The following is a 17,013-nucleotide window of genomic DNA, read 5'->3' as shown; positions in this document are numbered from 1 at the left end:
TTTACAAAATGCGAGAGACGGCCGTCACAGGCTGGTCTGGCTTGGCCGGGGTCAGAACCCTTTCCTGCGGAAAGGGATCCGACCCCGGTCATCCGACCCCGTTCAGCCCGGGCTGGTACACTACGCGGGCCGGTTCGCCGGTACACAAACGTCTTCAGGGCGGGGTGCAATTCCCCACCGGCGGTAGGTGCGCAAGCACGAGCCCGCGAGCGCCCCGGCCCACGGCCGGGGGTCAGCAGATCCGGTCCAATGCCGGAGCCGACGGTCATAGTCCGGATGAAAGAAGACGGTGCCACAGGGCTCTTGCCCTGCGTGCGCCTGTTTGCCTTGCGGCGTTTTTCGCTCACTTTTCGCGGAGAACGTTTCTTGTTTACTGGAATCATCGAAGGCGTCGGCCGTCTGGCCGCACGCGAATCCATCGGCGGCGATGTCCGCTTCACCTTCAATGTCGGGAATCTGCCGTTCGACAACGTGCAGATGGGCGAGAGCATTGCCATCAACGGCGTCTGCCTCACCGTCATCGCGTTCGACGCCAGCAGCTTCCAGGCCGATGCCTCCACCGAGACCCTGGGCCTGACCACGCTGGGCCAGCTGGGCGAAGGGGCGGTCATCAACCTGGAACGGGCCATGCGCCCGACCGACCGCCTCGGTGGCCATCTGGTCAGCGGCCACGTCGATGGCCTCGGCCAGGTGCTGTCCATCCACGAAGACGCACGCGCCCAGCGCTGGCGTTTCGCCGCGCCGGCCTCGCTGCGCCGCTACATCGCCAAGAAGGGCTCGATCTGCGTGGACGGCGTCAGCCTCACCGTCAACGAAGTGGACGAGGAAGGCTTTGAAGTCGCCCTCATCCCGCACACCGTGGCCAACACCGCCTTCTCCGCCGCAGGCGTGGGCAGCGCGGTCAATCTTGAAATCGATCTGGTCGCCCGTTATGTGGAGCGGCTGATCAGTGTGCCGGCCAACGGTCAGCACCCACAGGGAGATGCAGCATGAATTTCGCCCCGATTCCGGACATCCTGGAGGACATCCGCCAGGGCCGCATGGTGGTCATCGTCGATGACGAAGACCGCGAGAACGAAGGCGACCTGATCATGGCCGCCGAACTGGTCAAGCCGTCGGACATCAACTTCATGGTCACCCACGGCCGTGGCCTGGTGTGCCTGCCGCTGACCCGCACCCGCGCCGCCGACCTCGGCCTGGCGCCGATGGTGCAGGCCAATACCGCGCAGTTCCAGACCAACTTCACGGTCAGCATCGAGGCCGCCGAGGGCGTTACCACCGGCATCTCGGCGCACGATCGCGCCCACACCATCCGCACGGCGGTGAAGCCCAATGCCAAGCCGTCGGACCTGCACCAGCCGGGCCACATCTTCCCGCTGATCGCCCAGCCGGGTGGCGTGCTGACCCGTGCCGGCCACACCGAAGCCGGCGTCGACCTGGCCATGCTGGCCGGGCTGGAACCGGCCGGCGTGCTGGTGGAGATCCTCAACCCGGACGGCAGCATGGCGCGCCGCCCGGAACTGGAAGTGTTCGCCCGCGAGCACGGCCTGAAGATGGGCTCCATCGCCGACCTCATCGCCTACCGCCTGGCCACCGAAAAGACCGTTGAACGCGTCGACGAGCGCGAGATCGACACTGAATTCGGCCCGTTCAAGCTGGTCACCTACCGCGACCGCATCGCCCACGACCTGCATTTCGCCCTGGTGCGTGGCACCCCGGATGCGGATACCCCGACCCTGGTTCGAGTGCAGGTGGAAAACCCCTTGGCCGACCTGCTGCACTGGCGCCGTGACGACTTCGGCGTGGCGGCCACCGATGCCCTGCGTGCGATCGATGCCGAGGGCGCGGGCGTGATGGTGGTGCTGTCGGCCCCACGCGACGGCGAAGCCCTGCTGGCCCGCCTGCGCCAGCAGCCGGCGCCGGTGGTGCCGGGCAAGGACAAGGATGTGGGCCAGTGGCGCCGCAACGGTGCCGGCGCGCAGATCCTGTCCGACCTGGGCCTGGGCAAGCTGCGGGTGCTGGGCACCCCGCGCCGCCAGATCGGCCTGGCCGGTTACGGCCTGGAAGTGGTGGAGACGGTCACCCTGTAAGCCGCTTGGCGTGCCGACCAACGGTCGGCACCCACCGTCTGCCCTCTGGTGGGTGCCGACCGTTGGTCGGCCACGGCCGCTGGCCGGCAACCGCATCCCCCGGGATTGCCGGCCAGCGGCCGGCACTACCGGTGGGTGCCGACCGTTGGTCGGCACACCCTGCAGGCCCCGCCAGCCACGGCCGGGGCCCATCCACGCTAGAATTACCCCCTTATCGAGTCCCCCAAGCCGCATATGAGCCACTACGAAGGCGATCTTCGCACTCCCGAATCGGCGCGCTTCGCCATCCTGGCCAGCCGCTGGAACGCCCGCATCACCGACGCGCTGGTCGCAGGCGCCCGCCTGAGCCTGGCCGGCAACGGCATCACCGAAGCCAACATCGACGTGATCCGCGTGCCGGGAGCCTGGGAACTGCCGCTGGTGGCCGCACGCCTGGCCGCCGCTCATGAACACGCCGCCATCCTCACCCTGGGCTGCGTGATCCGTGGCGACACCCGCCACTACGAACACGTGGCCGACCGCTGCGCCGAAGGCCTGATGCGCGTGCAGCTGGATTTCGGCGTGCCGGTGCTGAACGGCGTGCTGGCGGTGGAACGCGTTGAAGACGCCGAGGCCCGCGCAGGCGGCAGCCACGGCAACAAGGGCGAGGAAGTCGCACTCGCCGCATTGGAAATGGTCAATCTTCTGGAGCAGCTGCCATGAACAAGAACACCCAGGGCAAGCCCTCCGGTAAACCCGTCCGCCGCGATGGCGTCGATCCGGTGCTGCGCTCACGCGCCCGTCGTCGTGCCGTGCAGGCCATCTACGCCTGGCAGATCTCCGGCGGCAACGCCCAGTCGCTGATCGCCCAGTTCGCCCACGAGCAGGCCCGCGAGATCGCTGACCTGGCGTACTTCGAGGCGCTGCTGCACGGCGTGCTCGACAACCGTCGCGACATCGACGAAGCGCTCGGCCCGTACCTGGACCGTGGCATCGAAGAAGTGGACGCGATCGAACGCGCGGTGCTGCGCCTGGCCGCCTACGAGCTGCGCTACCGCCTGGACGTGCCGTACCGCGTGGTGATCAACGAAGCCATCGAATCGGCCAAGCGCTTCGGTTCCGAACACGGCCACACCTACGTCAACGGCGTGCTGGATCGTGCCGCCGTGGAATGGCGCAAGGTCGAATCGGGTCACTGACCCACCCGTGGTAGTGCCGGCCGCCGGCCGGCAGCTGCAGGGATCCTGAGGTTGCCGGCCAACGGCCGGCACTACCGCCCACCGCGCCCTGCGCGGCACGTACAACAGCGGGAGCGCCCCATGTCCCTGGCCGAATTCGCCCTCATCGACCGCATCCGCGCCCGCACCCTCGAGCGCGACGACATCCTGCTCGGCATCGGCGACGACGCCGCGCTGCTGCAGCCGCGTGCCAATGAGCAGCTGGTGGTCACCGCCGATACGCTCAACAGCGGCGTGCACTTCCCGGTGGAGACCCCGGCCTTCGACATCGGCTGGAAGACCCTGGCGGTCAACCTGTCGGACCTGGCCGCGATGGGCGCGCGCCCAGCGTGGTGCACGCTGGCGTTGTCGCTGCCGGAAGCGTCTGAAGACTGGATCGAGGCCTTTGCCGATGGCTTCTTCGCCCTGGCTGACCAGCACGACATCGCGCTGATCGGCGGTGACACCACGCGCGGTCCGCTGTCGCTGTCGGTGACCGCGATGGGCCAGGTCGGGCGTGGCCAGGCGCTGCGCCGCGACCGCGCGCAGGTGGGTGACGACCTATGGGTCAGCGGCACGCTGGGCGATGCCGCCGGCGCGCTGCGCCTGTGGCAGCAGGGTGCGCTGAGCGTAACCACCGCCACGCTGCTGGCCGACTACGAAAGCCTGCGCCTGCGCCTGCTGCGGCCAACACCGCGCGTGACCCTCGGCCTGCGCCTGCGTGCCTTCGCGCACGCGGCGGTGGATGTGTCCGACGGCCTGCTGGCCGACCTCGGCCATATCGCCACGCGCAGTAACGTGGCCGCGCATGTGGATGCCGATTCGCTGCCGATCGCGCACGCGCTGCGTGAACTGCTCGGCCGCGACGGTGCACGCGACTGCGCACTGCGCGGTGGCGACGATTACGAGCTGTGCTTCACCGCCGCCGCCGACCAGCGCGACGCGCTGCACTACCTGGCCGAATCGCTGGACGTGCCGCTCACCCGCATCGGTCGTATTGCCGAAGGGCAGGGCGTACACGTGGATGGCGAAGCCGCCGACGGCGGTTACCAGCACTTCGCGTAGCCGCAGCGGTACCGCCCCGCTGGGTGCCAACCTTCGGGGTGGGGTCAGATCGATGTTGCTCTGGTAGGTGCCAACCTTGGTTGGCACGAATGTGTCAGCGGCCGGTGGCAGCAGGGCGGCGGAGGCACATCGGCATTGCTCTGGTAGGTGCCAACCTTGGTTGGCACGAATGTGTCAGCCGCGCGTGCCCACACGGTGGCGGAGGCACCTCGGTGTTGCTCTGGTAGGTGCCAACCTTGGTTGGCACGAATGTGTCAGACGCCGGTGCTCACACGGTGGCGGAGGCACCTCGGCATTGCTCTGGTAGGTGCCAACCTTGGTTGGCACGAATGTGTCAGACGCCGGTGCTCACACGGTGGCGGAGGCACCTCGGCATTGCTCTGGTAGGTGCCAACCTTGGTTGGCACGAATGTGTCAGCGGCCGGTGGCAACACCGTGTCGACCAAGGTCGACACCTACCAAAGCGGGGTGGTTACACGTGCGGAACCGGCGCACCGAAGCGGTTGTCGCCCGGCGCGCTGGGCAGCACCAGAAACACCAGCAGCACCAGGCTCGCAAACGGCACGAACCCCAGCAGCAGCCACCAGCCCGAACGATCGGTATCGTGCAGGCGGCGGATGGTTGCGGCAATGCACGGCAAGGCGAATACCAGCCACATCACCACGCTCAGTCCGGTCGATACCAGGGCCAGGCCCTGCGAACCGCTGTAACCGGCATAGAAGCTCAGGATGTACAACGGGATCGAAACGATCACGATGAACAACTGGAACCACCAGTACTCGCTGCGGCTGGCGCGCCCGCTGAACTGGGTGTAGCGGGTAAGCGGAATCATCATCTTGTGCATCTGGGCACTCCCTGAAAAGAAGTGCGCACTATTGGTGCTCCTGTGATGATGAGCCATCGGAATCGTTGCAATTGCGCGCAGCGCGTAACTGAACTGAGCGCTCACCCGCACTTCTCTTCGTTGGATGCTCACGCCGCCCGCAGCTGCACATCCACATACTCGGCCAGCCCACGGCAGGCCAACAGCAGTCCTTCGCGCGCACCATCGCCCATCTGCTGATCGATATCACCGTCCACGCGTACACGTTCAGTGGCGTGCAGCAGTTCCAGCAGGAAACTCAGCCCCGCATTGGCGCGGTCGATGCGCGCCAATGCCAGGCGCTGGCCGGGTGTACGGTTGCTGCCGGGCCAAGGTTGGCCATCGGCGGCATCGCCCTGGCGGATGTACTGCAGGCAGGCCTGCAAGGTGATGGTCCCGGCGCTGTTGCCGCTTTGCAGCGCAACGAAGGTGTCTTCCAGCGTGCGGGCCAGGTCATCGGGCAGGCGCGTGGCGGCGTCGCCCAGGGTGGCGAACAGGTGCGGGTAGGGGGAAGCGGTCATGGCGGCGTCCTTGTGCAAGCGGCAAGGGGCCACCCCGCTTAACAGCAAGGGTGGCGGACGGTGCGTGGTTCCAATACCGGTGGAATATCTGCAAAACGCCGGCGGGCACAAGGCCCCCACGCACCGCCCGCCATGTAAGCGCGGACAGAATGCCTGCCGACGCCACCCAACAAGGAAAGGGTGACGCCGGCAGACAAGCGTAAACAACAGATACTCCAAACGGGATTGGAAGCCCGTGCCACCCGTTGTCGGTGGCGCTACATGATTTGCATGAAGCGCCAATGCTGCCAATGAGAATTGTTTGAAAATTCGAAAACGTTGCAATTTCCTGGCTGGCAGGCAGCAGATGGCAATGCCTGCCGAATGCGACATTCCCTGTAGCGTCGAGCCATGCTCGACTGCATTTCTCGACTGCGGCCAACAGAAGTCGAGCATGGCTCGACTCTACAGAATGCAGAACGGCGTCGGATTGCTCCGGCGCCGTCCTTTCAACTACATCACCACTTGTACGCCACGCTCAGATTGGCGGTGGCTTCGCGGTATCCATGGTCACCGCGCATCACACCAAAGCCGCCCCAGGCGCTCAGGCCAGAACGGAAGTCCACACGCGCACCGGCATTCAACTCGTAGCGGTTGCGCGGCACGCTGGCCTTCAGCGCTTCATCGTCGAACGCCATGCCGTTGCTGGCACCGTCGCGGTACCAGTTGGCCACCACATACGGGCTGACCGATGCACCGGCGGCACTGTGGCCTTCGCCCTGCAGGCGCAGGCCCACGCGGCCGGACAGGCCGCTGTCGCCCAGGCTGCGCACCACCGTGCCGTTGGCTTCCTCGTGGCGGTCGGTGTTGGCGTCGCTGTAGACCAGCTGCAGTTCCGGCTGCAGGCTCAGCGCGGTGCTGCCGATCTGACCGATCCCGAAGCGGTAGCCGGCTTCCAGCGAGCTCTGCCAGATATCCGAGTCGTAGCGTTCCTCGGCCAGGCCTTCGCCCTGCACGCGGTTGCGGAACTGGCCACGCTGCACGCTGGCGTCCACATACAGCGCATCGTTGCTCCAGTTGCCATACACGCCCAGCGCGCCGCCGTTGACCTTGCCGCGTGCGCTGTAGGCGGTCAGCTGCGAACGCGAGGTGGCATCGGACTTGGCCAGCGTGCCCATCACACCCACGCGGCCCTGGCCGTTGTCGAACACGCCGATGTCCGCACCCAATTGCAGGCGCGAGCGGTCCACGCGCAGGTCGAGCTGGTCTTCCACTGCCGACAGCTTGCTCTGCGTACCGTCCACACGCGCCCAGCCACGCACACCATCAACGGCGGAGGTGTTGCCGCCCTGGCGGTCGCGCCAGCCGTGGCGCAGCAGTTGGTCCATCGCGAACTGGTTTGCCAGGTAGGCGCCGGCTTCCGGGCGCAGCACCGGCGTGGGGTCGAACGGATCCACCGGGTCGACCGGGTCGACCGGATCGATCGGGTCCACGGGTGAGCATTCCGGCAGCCCGGGATCGGTGTCGCACGGATCCGGACCTGCTGGAACCTCCGAGCGCAGGTACCAACCGCCATTGGTCGCGTCCTTGAACAGGAAATACTCGTACTGCCCACCCACCGCGCGGCCCTGCAGATCGAACTGCGCATTGGACGCACCACCCACGCGGATCAGCTCGATGCCCTTGTCGGTCTTGGCGCCTGCGCCGCCGGCGTTGAGCACACGCACATTGGCCTGGCCGTTGGCATCGCCCTTGATGATCAGCCTGTCGGTGGCCGAACTGTCGTCACCCAGCTGGGTGTTGAACAGCAGGGTGCCGCCAGCGCCGTCGAAGGTATCCACGGTGAGCGTGTTGAACGTGCTGCCATTGCCCAGCGCCACGGTGCCGGTATTGCCCAGCGCCAGATGGCCGACGTTGCTGTCGCCGGTCATCAGCCAGGTGCTGTCGCTGTCGACGCTGGCGGAGGTGACGTTGAGGAGGCGGCCGTCGATCTGTGCCTTGTTGCGCAAGCGAACATCCAGTCCACCGTGGCTGATGCCTGCCCTGTCCAAGACAATGTCACCGGCCACACGTGAATCATCCACGGCGAACCTGATCGATGCAGGACCAGGCCGACCAGGGCGATACGCATCCACCTGCAGCAGCGTTCCGTTTCCTGCGTGAACGCGCGTACTGTTTGCAAGAGTGATCTCGAACTGGTCCTGTACGCCCAGCGTGGCAACCCGGATGGCAGCTCCCCGGCCGGAGATCAGCGTCGAGGCGTCTACTGCCAGTCGCACCGGAGCTGTAGCGTTATCGTCACCATAGAGCAGCGCACCGACGTTGGCCGCCTCGATGTGGGATCCATTCCGGATCGAGGTCTGGCCATGACCCAGGCGCAACCCAAGACCGCTGTGATTGTCCTGGGGCGTAGATCCTGCGTCATCGACCTGGATGAGGGTTGAATCGATGACCGCTGAGCCATCGAACACCGGGTTGATTGCCGAACTCAGATCTACACCGATGGATTGCGTGGCGAAAGGGTCCAGGCCCTCGCTGTGCGTCACCAGAACGCGGCTACCGGTCAGGTGCACCGACGCTGAGCCCATCACGATCACGCCCTTGCCGCGGAACGTAGAGGCACGTGCGGTCAATGAAGCGGTATCGCCCAGCAGCACGGAGCCTCGTTCCCAGAAGCTGGGGTCACCGAGGGTGGCACCATCAAGTTCGACCGTGCTGTCATCGAAGGCCTCGATGCCCAGCGTTTCCGCACCCTGTACGTGCAAGCGTGAACCTGCGCGCAGCGTCCAGGCCTCTACCGGGTCTCCGGCGGAGACAAGGACCGTCTCACCTACCAGTTCACGGGAGAATGCGGCGTTGCTCTGCAGGGCGAGCAGCGCCAGCAGCAGGCACGAACTCAGCGGGCGAACGCGGGGCGTCGTTGCGATGGAGGTGGGGTATGGATTGAGCATGGCGCTATCGAGCGGATGGAAAGAGGGGAAGCCCCCGTCGCTTCGCGATGGGGGGCAAGACGGATTACCAGCGGTATGCGACGCCTGCATTGGCTGTCGCTTCGCGATACCCATGGTCACCGCGCATCACACCAAAGCCACCCCAGGCACTCAGCCCGGAACGGAAGTCCACACGCGCACCGGCATTCAACTCGTAGCGGTTGCGCGGCACGCGGGCCTTCAGCGCTTCATCGTCGAACGCCATGCCGTTGCTGGCACCATCGCGGTACCAGTTGGCCACCACATACGGGCTGACCGATGCACCGGCGGCACTGCGGCCTTCGCCCTGCAGGCGCAGGCCCACGCGGCCGGACAGGCCGCTGTCGCCCAGGCTGCGCACCACGGTGCCGTTGGCTTCCTCGTGGCGATCGGTGTTGGCGTCGGTGTAGACCAGCTGCAGTTCCGGCTGCAGGCTCAGCGCCGTGCTGCCGATCTGGCCGATGCCGATGCGGTAGCCGGCTTCCAGCGACGACTGCCAGATATCCGAGTCGTAGCGTTCCTCGGCCAGGCCTTCGCCCTGCACGCGGTTGCGGAACTGGCCGCGCTGCACGCTGGCATCCACATACAACGCATCGTTGCTCCAGTTGCCATACACGCCCAGCGCGCCGCCGTTGACCTTGCCACGTGCGCTGTAGCCGGTCAGCTGCGAACGCGAGGTGGCATCGGACTTGGCCAACGTACCCATCACGCCGGCGCGGCCCTGGCCGTTGTCGAACACGCCAATGTCCGCACCCAGCTGCAGGCGCGAGCGGTCCACGCGCAGGTCGAGCTGGTCTTCCACCGCCGACAGCTTGCTCTGCGTACCGTCCACACGCGCCCAGCCACGCACGCCGTCAACGGCGGAGGTATTGCCGCCCTGGCGGTCGCGCCAGCCGTGGCGCAGCATCTGGTCCATCGCGAACTGGTTTGCCAGGTACGCGCCGGCTTCCGGGCGCAGCACCGGCGTGGGGTCGATCGGATCAATCGGATCGACCGGGTCCACCGGATCGATTGGTGTGCATTCCGGCAGCGTGGGATCCACCACACACGGGGCCGGCGTGCCGGCCAGCTCCGAGCGCAGGTACCAGCCGCCATTGGTCGCGTCCTTGAACAGGAAGTACTCGTACTGCCCGCCCACCGCGCGGCCCTGCAGATCGAACTGCGCATTGGACGCACCACCCACGCGGATCAGCTCGATGCCCTTGTCGGTCTTGGCGCCTGCGCCGCCGGCGTTGAGCACACGCACATTGGCCTGGCCGTTGGCATCGCCCTTGATGATCAGCCTGTCGGTGGCCGAGCTGTCGTCGCCCAGCTGGGTGTTGAACAGCAGGGTGCCGCCAGCGCCGTCGAAGGTGTCCACGGTGAGCGTGTTGAAGGTGCTGCCATTGCCCAGCGCCACGGTGCCGGTGTTGCCCAGCGCCAGATGGCCGACGTTGCTGTCGCCGGTCATCAGCCAGGTGCTGTCACTGTCGATGCTGGCCGAGGTGACGTTGAGGAAGCGACCGTCGATCTGCGCCTTGTTGCGCAGGGTTACGTTGATCGTGCCGTTGGGAACCGTTGCTGTATCGAGCAGAAGGTCACCGGAAATGCGTGAATCATCGACGGTAAAATCGACCTCGGTACGTCCGGCTACAGCGGACGTTTGTCCCTTCAGCTGGAGGAGGATGCCATCCCCCCCGCGCAACTGGCTGCCATTGGCTACGGTAACATCGACATGAGCGTCGCTGGCACGCCCACGAACCCAGATGGCGGCCGCGCTGTCTGCCGACAAGGTGGACCGGTTCAAGTGCACGCCGAACGTCTGGCCAGTGTCCATTGGCAGGATTACAACGCCATGGTTTCCGGCATCGATACGCGAACCGTTCGTGAGCTCAAGCGTTCCGTGGGACATCAACGCACCCACGCCGTTGGACGTCGGGTAGGCGCTGCCACCGGGAATCGCGTCAACCCTGACGGTGCTGTTATCGAGAAGGACACGTGCGTTGCCGGTGTTCATCACCGATGCAAAGTTCAGGCCCACGGATGTGGCATCACCGGGCTCCAGGCCGGAGCCAGGCGTGACATCAATATGGGAGTCGGTGAGCACGGCCTGCGCGTAGTCATGTATGCGAAGAGAACCCTCGAGCGTGGTGCGTTGCGCGTTCAGATGCGAGTTGCCATTCAGTACTGCAGCATTCTCCGAGTAGTCGCCCGATGGCTTGCGCGATACCGTCGCGCCGTCGAGTGTCACGCGGGAATCGCTGGCAACGATGGTCTGTGTGGCACCACCGGTCACGGTCAGCAGCGAGCCGTTCTTCAACGTCCACGCTTCGACCGGATCGGTTGCGCCGACATCCGCGGTCTGCCCGTCGAGATCACCGGCAAATGCGATGCCGGTGGGAAGGGATGCCAGTGCCAGCAGCACGCTGCGGAAGAGAAGGCGCGGCGTCGGAGGACGGGAGGCGGTGGCGTTGGTGATGCGCTTCATCGGAATTCCTTGTGTCGAAAAAGGGGAAGACACGCGACACCACGCAACCGCATTCAGACGAAGCGCCGTATAAGCCGCTCCATCGTGAAAATGGCGTGATGGAGTGGGCTTATTGCGAAATCTCGTGTCTCCACTGGCGGCAGTCTCCGCGAGCGGGGCCGGCTGTCCCATGCAAAAAGTTGTAAAGCACGCTGGACGTCCGTCGTGCCTTCAGCCGCCAGCCAGCACTGCGACAACCCGTCGCAGGTGGGTTGCAAGTGATTCGATGGAGGCATTGAAGGGAGATGCCGAGCATGGCGCCTCCTTTCAGGAACAACCCCATGCACACTTCCACCCCACGCCACCATGCGCTGCCAGCTGCCCTCGCCATTGCACTGCTTGCCAGCATTCCCGCCTCGGCCCAGCAGATCGTGGCCGACGGCGACGACCAGATGCCTGCCGAAGGCGATTACCACACCACGGAGCCGGTGCTGCCGGGGGACCCGTCGGGGCATGCCTTCTACGCAATCAACGGCGGCCGTATTCTTCCGACAGGGCCGGTCAATCTCTCTACCGAAGGACGCGGCGCCCACGCGGCGCACGCTGAAGGCGCGGGCAGCCTGATTTCGTTGCAGGGTGGAATGGTGACCACCACCGGCGTTTCGGCGGCAGGCGCGTCGGTTGCGGCAGGTGCCCGACTGCAGGCCGCCGACGTAGTGATCGAGACACGCGGCAACAGTGCTCACGGGGTGCAGGTGCAGGACGCGGATGCTGTGCTGGAAAACGTGCAGGTCCGCAGCAGTGGCGGCGATGCGCTGCGACTGATGGGAGGCACGCTGCAGGTGCAGGGCGCCCACCTGCAGGTGAACCGCTACGGCACCTACGGTCTATATGCGAATGCGGGTACAGCAACGCTGGATGCGGTCCACATCGATGTGGCGGGCGACGCGGGCAGTGGCGTTCTGGCGACCGGCACGGCCGAGGTGATCCTGCAGGACGCGAGCATTGGACGCGTTGGCCATTCTGGCGTAGCCGCAACGGCACATCGCGGCGCGCGCCTGGTGATGACGGGTGTGGACATCGACATGCGCGGTGACACCGCCGTCGGTCTGGCGATGGGAGGCAGCGTCGAGGTTTCCAACAGCCGCATCAGCGTGCACGGTGCCCACGGTCGCACTGTCGATCAGTCGGGTGGTGCACTGGACGTTCAGAGCAGCGAGCTGTCCGGCAACACGGGTCTGATGCTGAGGGACAATGGCAGCGTGAACCTGCGCGACAGCAGTGTCCGCAGCGAGCTGGTCGCGTTGGATATCAATGGCCGAGGCAACGTCGTGACAGTGGAGCGCAGCTCGCTTGCGGCGTCTGCGGGTACCGCCATCTGGATGCCCAACGATTCCACGCTGGTGCTGCGCGATTCTTCGGTGGCGGCCCAGGGCGACGGTGGACTCGGTCTTGATGCACGAGGGGGCAGCGCGCAGCTTTTCAGTACCAACCTGCGCACAGAGGGGCGTTCTGCCCATGGTCTGTATGCGCAGGGCGGCGCGGGGCGGCCGCCCGGGATCGAGGCGGTCGATACCCAGGTGCTGACCGAAGGTGATGGGTCTGCTGCGGCGATTGCGCGCACCGGCGGGACCGTCACGCTGGTCGACAGCCGCTTGCAGACCCTTGGCCGATCTTCGCACGGTGTCATTGCCGGTGGGGCTGGGCAGATCGCCTTGACCAATACCCATGTGCGCGCCGAAGGCGAGGGCGCGTGGGCGGCGGTGATCAATGACAACGGGCGGATGCGTATCGACGGCGGCTCGCTGGTAAGTGCCCAGCATGGCGGCGTGTGGCTGCGCAGCAGCCGCGACCCTGGCCTGACGCTGTCCAACGGCGTACTGGTATCGGGCGGCAATGGCATTGCGCTGGCACTGGATGCCGCAGTGGCCGGGCGCTTCGATGTGGTGCTGGAGGGCCGCTCGCGGATGGACGGCGACGTCGTCATCACGCCGGAGGACGAGGACGCTGGACTACCGCCACAGTCGGACGTGCATGTACGGCTGTCGGATGGATCGCTGTGGCAGGGTTCGTCGGATCTGGTGCAGACGATGGCAATTGAAAGCGGCAGCCAGTGGACGTTGACCAGTGATGCCACGGTGGGCGAGTTGCAGGTGCTCAACAGCGGCGTGGCGCTGTCAGACGGCAGTGGTCGCTTCAACACGCTCACCGTGGACGGCGACCTGCACAGCGAGGGTGCGACGTTCCTGTTCCAGGGCGCGCTGGTCGGCGATGACAGCGCGATGGACCGCCTGCACGTGCGCGGCGATACTTCCGGCGACGCGTTGATCGCGGTGAAGAACATCGGTGGCGTGGGTGGGCCGACGGTCGATGGCATTCCGTTGATTGAGGTCGACGGCGCATCACTGGCGAGCTACGCGCTGAGCGGCCGCGCGGTGGGCGGATCGTACGAGTACTTCCTGTTCCAGGGCGGTCTGGCGGATCCTGCCGATGGCAACTGGTATCTGCGTTCGCAGTGGTTCGATATCTGCCAGGACAACCCGGCCGCACCGGGGTGCGTGGTCGATCCGGGCCCGGATCCGGATCCAACCGATCCCACTGATCCGACTGATCCGACTGATCCGACTGATCCGGGCGATCCGGGCGATCCGGGCGATCCGATCCTGCCGCCACCGGTGCTGCGCCCGGAAGCGGGGGCTTACCTGGCCAACCAGTCGGCGGCGATCAACCTGTTCGCGCACCGCATGCACGAGCGCAATGGCGCACGTTCGATGGACGGCGAGCGCCAGGCCTGGGCACGCGTGGGTCGGCAGCAGGCGGATTTCAGCGCGGTCGGCGGCCAGCTGTCGATTGATGGCAACACCTCGATGTTGCAGATCGGCACTGACCTGCTGCAGCGTGGCAACGCGGTTGCCGGTGTGATGCTGGGCAGCGGCCGCGCCGACAGCAGCGTAGTGTCCGATCTGACCGGTTACAGCGCCAAGGGCCGGGTGCGTGGCAGCGCCGTGGGTGTGTACGGCACCTGGATGCAGGAAGCGGACGGCACGCGGGGCGCGTATGTGGATGCAGCCCTGCAGTACGGCCGCTTCGATAACCGCGTGCAGGGCATCGGCCTGGCGCCGGAGCACTACGACTCGCGCATGGCCACTGCGTCACTGGAGTCCGGCTACACATTCAATGTGTGGCAGGGCACCGCCAGCGCACTGTATGTGCAGCCACAGCTGCAGCTGAGCCATGTCGATTTCCGCGCCGATCGCCACGTGGAGAGCAACGGCACGGTGGTCGATCACGCCGACGCCGGTGGCCTGAGCGGGCGCCTGGGCGTGCGTGTGTTCGGCCATGGCACGGCCGCCGGCAACACCGTGCAGCCGTACCTGGGCGTGAACTGGCTGCGTGGCAGCGGCACCAGTACGTTGCAGTTCAACGGCGACACGCTGGGTGCGGACGTGCCGCGCAACCGCTATGAAGTGCAGGCCGGTGGCGAGCTGAGGCTGGGCCAGCGTTGGGGTGCGTGGGGTGGCATGAGCGTGCAGCGCGGCGATCATGGCTACCGCAACGTGAGCGGCCAGCTGGGCCTGCGCATGGCCTGGTAAGCGCGTGAAGCGGGGTCGGATCCCTTTGCCATGGCAATGGGATCCGACCCGACGGCTGCTGTAGAGCCGAGCCTATGCTCGGCTCACAGCGCTCTGGACGAAGGGCAGCCGAGCATGGCTCGGCTCTACAACCGCGTCGAGCAGGGGCCGGACCTGAACCATGTCCACGTCTGTCGCGATTGTCCATTGAATGACTGCGCAAACGGTGGCGATGCTGCCGCCCTGTCTTCTGCCGGTTGCCCGCGTGTCCTCTCCCGAACGTTCCCACAACGCCGCCATCGATGGCCTGCGTGCACTGGCGGTGCTGGCCGTCGTCCTTTTCCACACCAACGCGACGTGGCTGCCCGGCGGCTTCACCGGCGTCGACCTGTTCTTCGTGGTGTCCGGCTTTGTGATCAGCCAGTCGCTGGCCTCGCGCGCCCATGCGTCGCTGGGCGCGATGCTGCTCGACTTCTACCGGCGCCGCGTGCTGCGCCTGTTGCCGGCGCTGCTGGTGATGCTGATGGCCACCTTCGTACTGTCGGCACTGTTCATTCCCCGCGCGTGGCGCAATGAGCAGTTCGACCAGACCGGCTGGGCCGCGCTGGTCGGCTTCAGCAACATCGTGCTGGCCGGCCAGCAGGACGATTACTTCTCACCCGGCGCTGAACTCAATCCGTTCCTGCATACATGGACGCTGGGTGTGGAAGAGCAGTTCTACCTGGTCTTCCCGCTGTTGTTCTTCGTGTGGCTGCGCGGGCGTGAGCGCTGGCCGTGGTCGCGCTGGCTGTTGCCGGTGCTCACCGTGCTGTCGCTGACGTGGGCGGGCTGGCAGGCGCAATCGGCACCGGCGGCAGCGTTCTATCTGCTGCCGGCACGGTTCTGGGAGCTGGCCGCGGGCGCGCTGCTGTACCAGTGGATGCGTACGCGTACGCCCGGCCAGAACGGTGACGCGGTTGCAGCGGCCGGCCTGGTGCTGCTGGCCGCAGGTGTGGTGATCGCCCCGCAGCTGGCGATGCCGGTGCCGGGCGTGCTGGCCACCGTGGCCGGTACCCTGTTGCTGTTGGCGAGCGTGTCGACAGTGGGGACATCGCGCATCGCCCGTGTGCTGGGCTGCGCACCGCTGGCCTACCTGGGCCGGTTGTCCTATTCGCTGTACCTGTGGCATTGGCCGCTGCTGGTGCTGCTGCGCTGGACCTACGGCCTGCACGGTGCCGCGTTGTGGCTGTATCCGGTACTGCTGCTGGCGGTATCCGCCGTGTCGTATCACTTCATCGAGCGCCCGCTGCGCAGTGCGGCGCCGCTGCTGCGCCTGGCACCGGCCAAGGTGCTGGCGATGGCGCTACCCGTGGTCGCGCTATGCGGCGCGGGTGCCTGGGCCACGGTGGAATACCACGAGCAGGTCTCGCTCAGCGTGACCCGCGACGGCTACGCATGGCAGGCGCGCCGCTACCCGGCGTGGCGCCCGTTGGAACCGGTGAGTGCGCCGGCGCTTGAAGGGCGGCGCCTGTTCGTGGCCGGTGATTCGCACGCGGCGGCGTATCGCACCATGACCAGCATGGTCGCGCGGCAGACGGGCATGGAGGTGCGCCAGCAGGATCGCGGCGGCTGCAGCTTCGTCAACCTGCTGCGGGCCAGCCCGGCCGACTGCCAGGACTTCATCGAAGACGCGCTGTCGACCATCGAGCGCGAGGCACGTCCCGGTGACATCGTGCTGCTGGCGGCATTGCGCATGCCGGAGCTGCGTGGATTCGACTGGCAACAGCAGGATGCGCAGCAGATCTATCGTCAATTGCTTGCCGAGCGCACGCCGACCAATGCGCAGGCCGCGCGTGATGAGGCTGATCGTGTTCTTGGGCGTCTGCAGAAGCTGGGCGTGCATGTGGTTGTGGATGCACCGCTGCCGTTGTTCAAGGCCGGTGCGTACCGCTGTTCGGACTGGTTCAACCGCCACAATCCGGCATGCGCCGGAGGCCTGAGCATGCCGCGCGCGGATCTGGAGAGGCTGCGCGTGCCGCAGATGGCGTTGCTGGCCGAGTTGGCAGCGCGGTATCCCGCGTTGACTGTGTGGGACCCGATGCCGTTGCTGTGCGGGCCAGACACCTGTTCGGCGGTGGAAGACGGTGAACCGCTGTTCTTCGACAATGATCACCTGAGCGGGCATGGCAACCGTGTGCTGTTGCCCAGCTTCCGGCAGACGCTGATCGATATCGCGAGCGACAAGCCGGTGTAGAGCCGAGCCCATGCTCGGCTGCTCTGCGTTCCGCAGGCAGGAAGCCCGCGCTGCGCGCGGTGAGCCGAGCATGGCTCGGC

General features: G+C 66.3%; 11 protein-coding genes and 1 riboswitch. Of the genes, 7 read left to right on the top strand and 4 right to left on the bottom strand.

Going from position 1 to position 17,013, the window contains the following annotated elements:
• The first annotated feature begins 146 nt into the window (after positions 1–146).
• Positions 147–292: riboswitch (FMN riboswitch) on the top strand.
• Between the two features lie 74 nt (positions 293–366).
• From BKE09_RS08010 to thiL, 5 genes are all read left to right on the top strand, one after another.
• The gene (locus BKE09_RS08010; RefSeq protein ID WP_075675382.1) at positions 367–993 is read left to right on the top strand and encodes a riboflavin synthase; all 627 of its coding nucleotides are present in this window, start codon (positions 367–369) and stop codon (positions 991–993) included.
• Positions 990–2,090, top strand: a complete 1,101-nt coding sequence (gene ribB, locus BKE09_RS08005) for a 3,4-dihydroxy-2-butanone-4-phosphate synthase (protein ID WP_075675381.1) — start codon at positions 990–992, stop codon at positions 2,088–2,090. The genes BKE09_RS08010 and ribB overlap by 4 nt, the downstream gene beginning before the upstream one ends.
• Positions 2,091–2,324: 234 nt before the next feature.
• The gene (gene ribH, locus BKE09_RS08000) at positions 2,325–2,792 is read left to right on the top strand and encodes a 6,7-dimethyl-8-ribityllumazine synthase (RefSeq protein WP_005415267.1); all 468 of its coding nucleotides are present in this window, start codon (positions 2,325–2,327) and stop codon (positions 2,790–2,792) included.
• A complete protein-coding gene (gene nusB, locus BKE09_RS07995) occupies positions 2,789–3,268 on the top strand; it encodes a transcription antitermination factor NusB (protein WP_005408062.1) in 480 nt (159 codons plus the stop codon). Before ribH ends, nusB begins: the two co-directional genes overlap by 4 nt.
• Positions 3,269–3,388: 120 nt before the next feature.
• Complete coding sequence (gene thiL / locus BKE09_RS07990; RefSeq protein ID WP_075675380.1) at positions 3,389–4,351, top strand: thiamine-phosphate kinase; 963 nt, start codon at positions 3,389–3,391, stop codon at positions 4,349–4,351.
• A 472-nt stretch (positions 4,352–4,823) separates the two neighbouring features.
• Here the strand turns inward: thiL and BKE09_RS07985 are convergent, their stop codons facing one another.
• The 4 genes from BKE09_RS07985 to BKE09_RS07970 all read right to left on the bottom strand — a co-directional run bounded on the left by BKE09_RS07985 (position 4,824) and on the right by BKE09_RS07970 (position 11,149).
• Complete coding sequence (locus BKE09_RS07985; protein ID WP_075675379.1) at positions 4,824–5,195, bottom strand: DUF805 domain-containing protein; 372 nt, start codon at positions 5,193–5,195, stop codon at positions 4,824–4,826.
• A 128-nt stretch (positions 5,196–5,323) separates the two neighbouring features.
• Positions 5,324–5,734, bottom strand: coding sequence for a hypothetical protein (locus tag BKE09_RS07980; protein ID WP_075675378.1), 411 nt, complete (start codon positions 5,732–5,734; stop codon positions 5,324–5,326).
• Positions 5,735–6,231: 497 nt separating this feature from the next.
• On the bottom strand, positions 6,232–8,664 hold the full coding sequence (locus tag BKE09_RS07975; protein ID WP_240502886.1) for an autotransporter outer membrane beta-barrel domain-containing protein: 2,433 nt from the start codon (positions 8,662–8,664) through the stop codon (positions 6,232–6,234).
• A gap of 64 nt (positions 8,665–8,728) precedes the next feature.
• Complete coding sequence (locus BKE09_RS07970) at positions 8,729–11,149, bottom strand: autotransporter outer membrane beta-barrel domain-containing protein (protein WP_075675377.1); 2,421 nt, start codon at positions 11,147–11,149, stop codon at positions 8,729–8,731.
• Between the two features lie 320 nt (positions 11,150–11,469).
• Between BKE09_RS07970 and BKE09_RS07965 the strand changes: the two genes are divergently transcribed.
• Positions 11,470–14,721 (top strand): autotransporter outer membrane beta-barrel domain-containing protein, encoded by a 3,252-nt coding sequence (locus BKE09_RS07965; protein WP_075675376.1) that lies wholly within the window; start codon positions 11,470–11,472, stop codon positions 14,719–14,721.
• Between the two features lie 211 nt (positions 14,722–14,932).
• Complete coding sequence (locus BKE09_RS07960) at positions 14,933–16,933, top strand: acyltransferase family protein (protein ID WP_343124477.1); 2,001 nt, start codon at positions 14,933–14,935, stop codon at positions 16,931–16,933.
• The last annotated feature ends 80 nt before the right edge of the window (positions 16,934–17,013 follow it).

The sequence above is a fragment of the Stenotrophomonas sp. TD3 genome (assembly GCF_001939825.1).
Classification (GTDB): Bacteria; Pseudomonadota; Gammaproteobacteria; order Xanthomonadales; family Xanthomonadaceae; genus Stenotrophomonas.
This window is presented reverse-complemented; position numbering and strand designations above follow the sequence as displayed.

Excerpts from the sequence above, each read along its gene's own strand:
- ribB (WP_075675381.1), top strand. The coding sequence starts at position 990 with ATGAATTTCGCCCCGATTCCGGACATCCTGGAGGACATCCGCCAGGGC.
- ribH (WP_005415267.1), top strand. The coding sequence starts at position 2,325 with ATGAGCCACTACGAAGGCGATCTTCGCACTCCCGAATCGGCGCGCTTC.
- nusB (WP_005408062.1), top strand. The coding sequence starts at position 2,789 with ATGAACAAGAACACCCAGGGCAAGCCCTCCGGTAAACCCGTCCGCCGC.
- thiL (WP_075675380.1), top strand. The coding sequence starts at position 3,389 with ATGTCCCTGGCCGAATTCGCCCTCATCGACCGCATCCGCGCCCGCACC.
- BKE09_RS07985 (WP_075675379.1), bottom strand. The coding sequence starts at position 5,195 with ATGCACAAGATGATGATTCCGCTTACCCGCTACACCCAGTTCAGCGGG.
- BKE09_RS07980 (WP_075675378.1), bottom strand. The coding sequence starts at position 5,734 with ATGACCGCTTCCCCCTACCCGCACCTGTTCGCCACCCTGGGCGACGCC.
- BKE09_RS07975 (WP_240502886.1), bottom strand. The coding sequence starts at position 8,664 with ATGCTCAATCCATACCCCACCTCCATCGCAACGACGCCCCGCGTTCGC.
- BKE09_RS07970 (WP_075675377.1), bottom strand. The coding sequence starts at position 11,149 with ATGAAGCGCATCACCAACGCCACCGCCTCCCGTCCTCCGACGCCGCGC.
- BKE09_RS07965 (WP_075675376.1), top strand. The coding sequence starts at position 11,470 with ATGCACACTTCCACCCCACGCCACCATGCGCTGCCAGCTGCCCTCGCC.
- BKE09_RS07960 (WP_343124477.1), top strand. The coding sequence starts at position 14,933 with ATGCTGCCGCCCTGTCTTCTGCCGGTTGCCCGCGTGTCCTCTCCCGAA.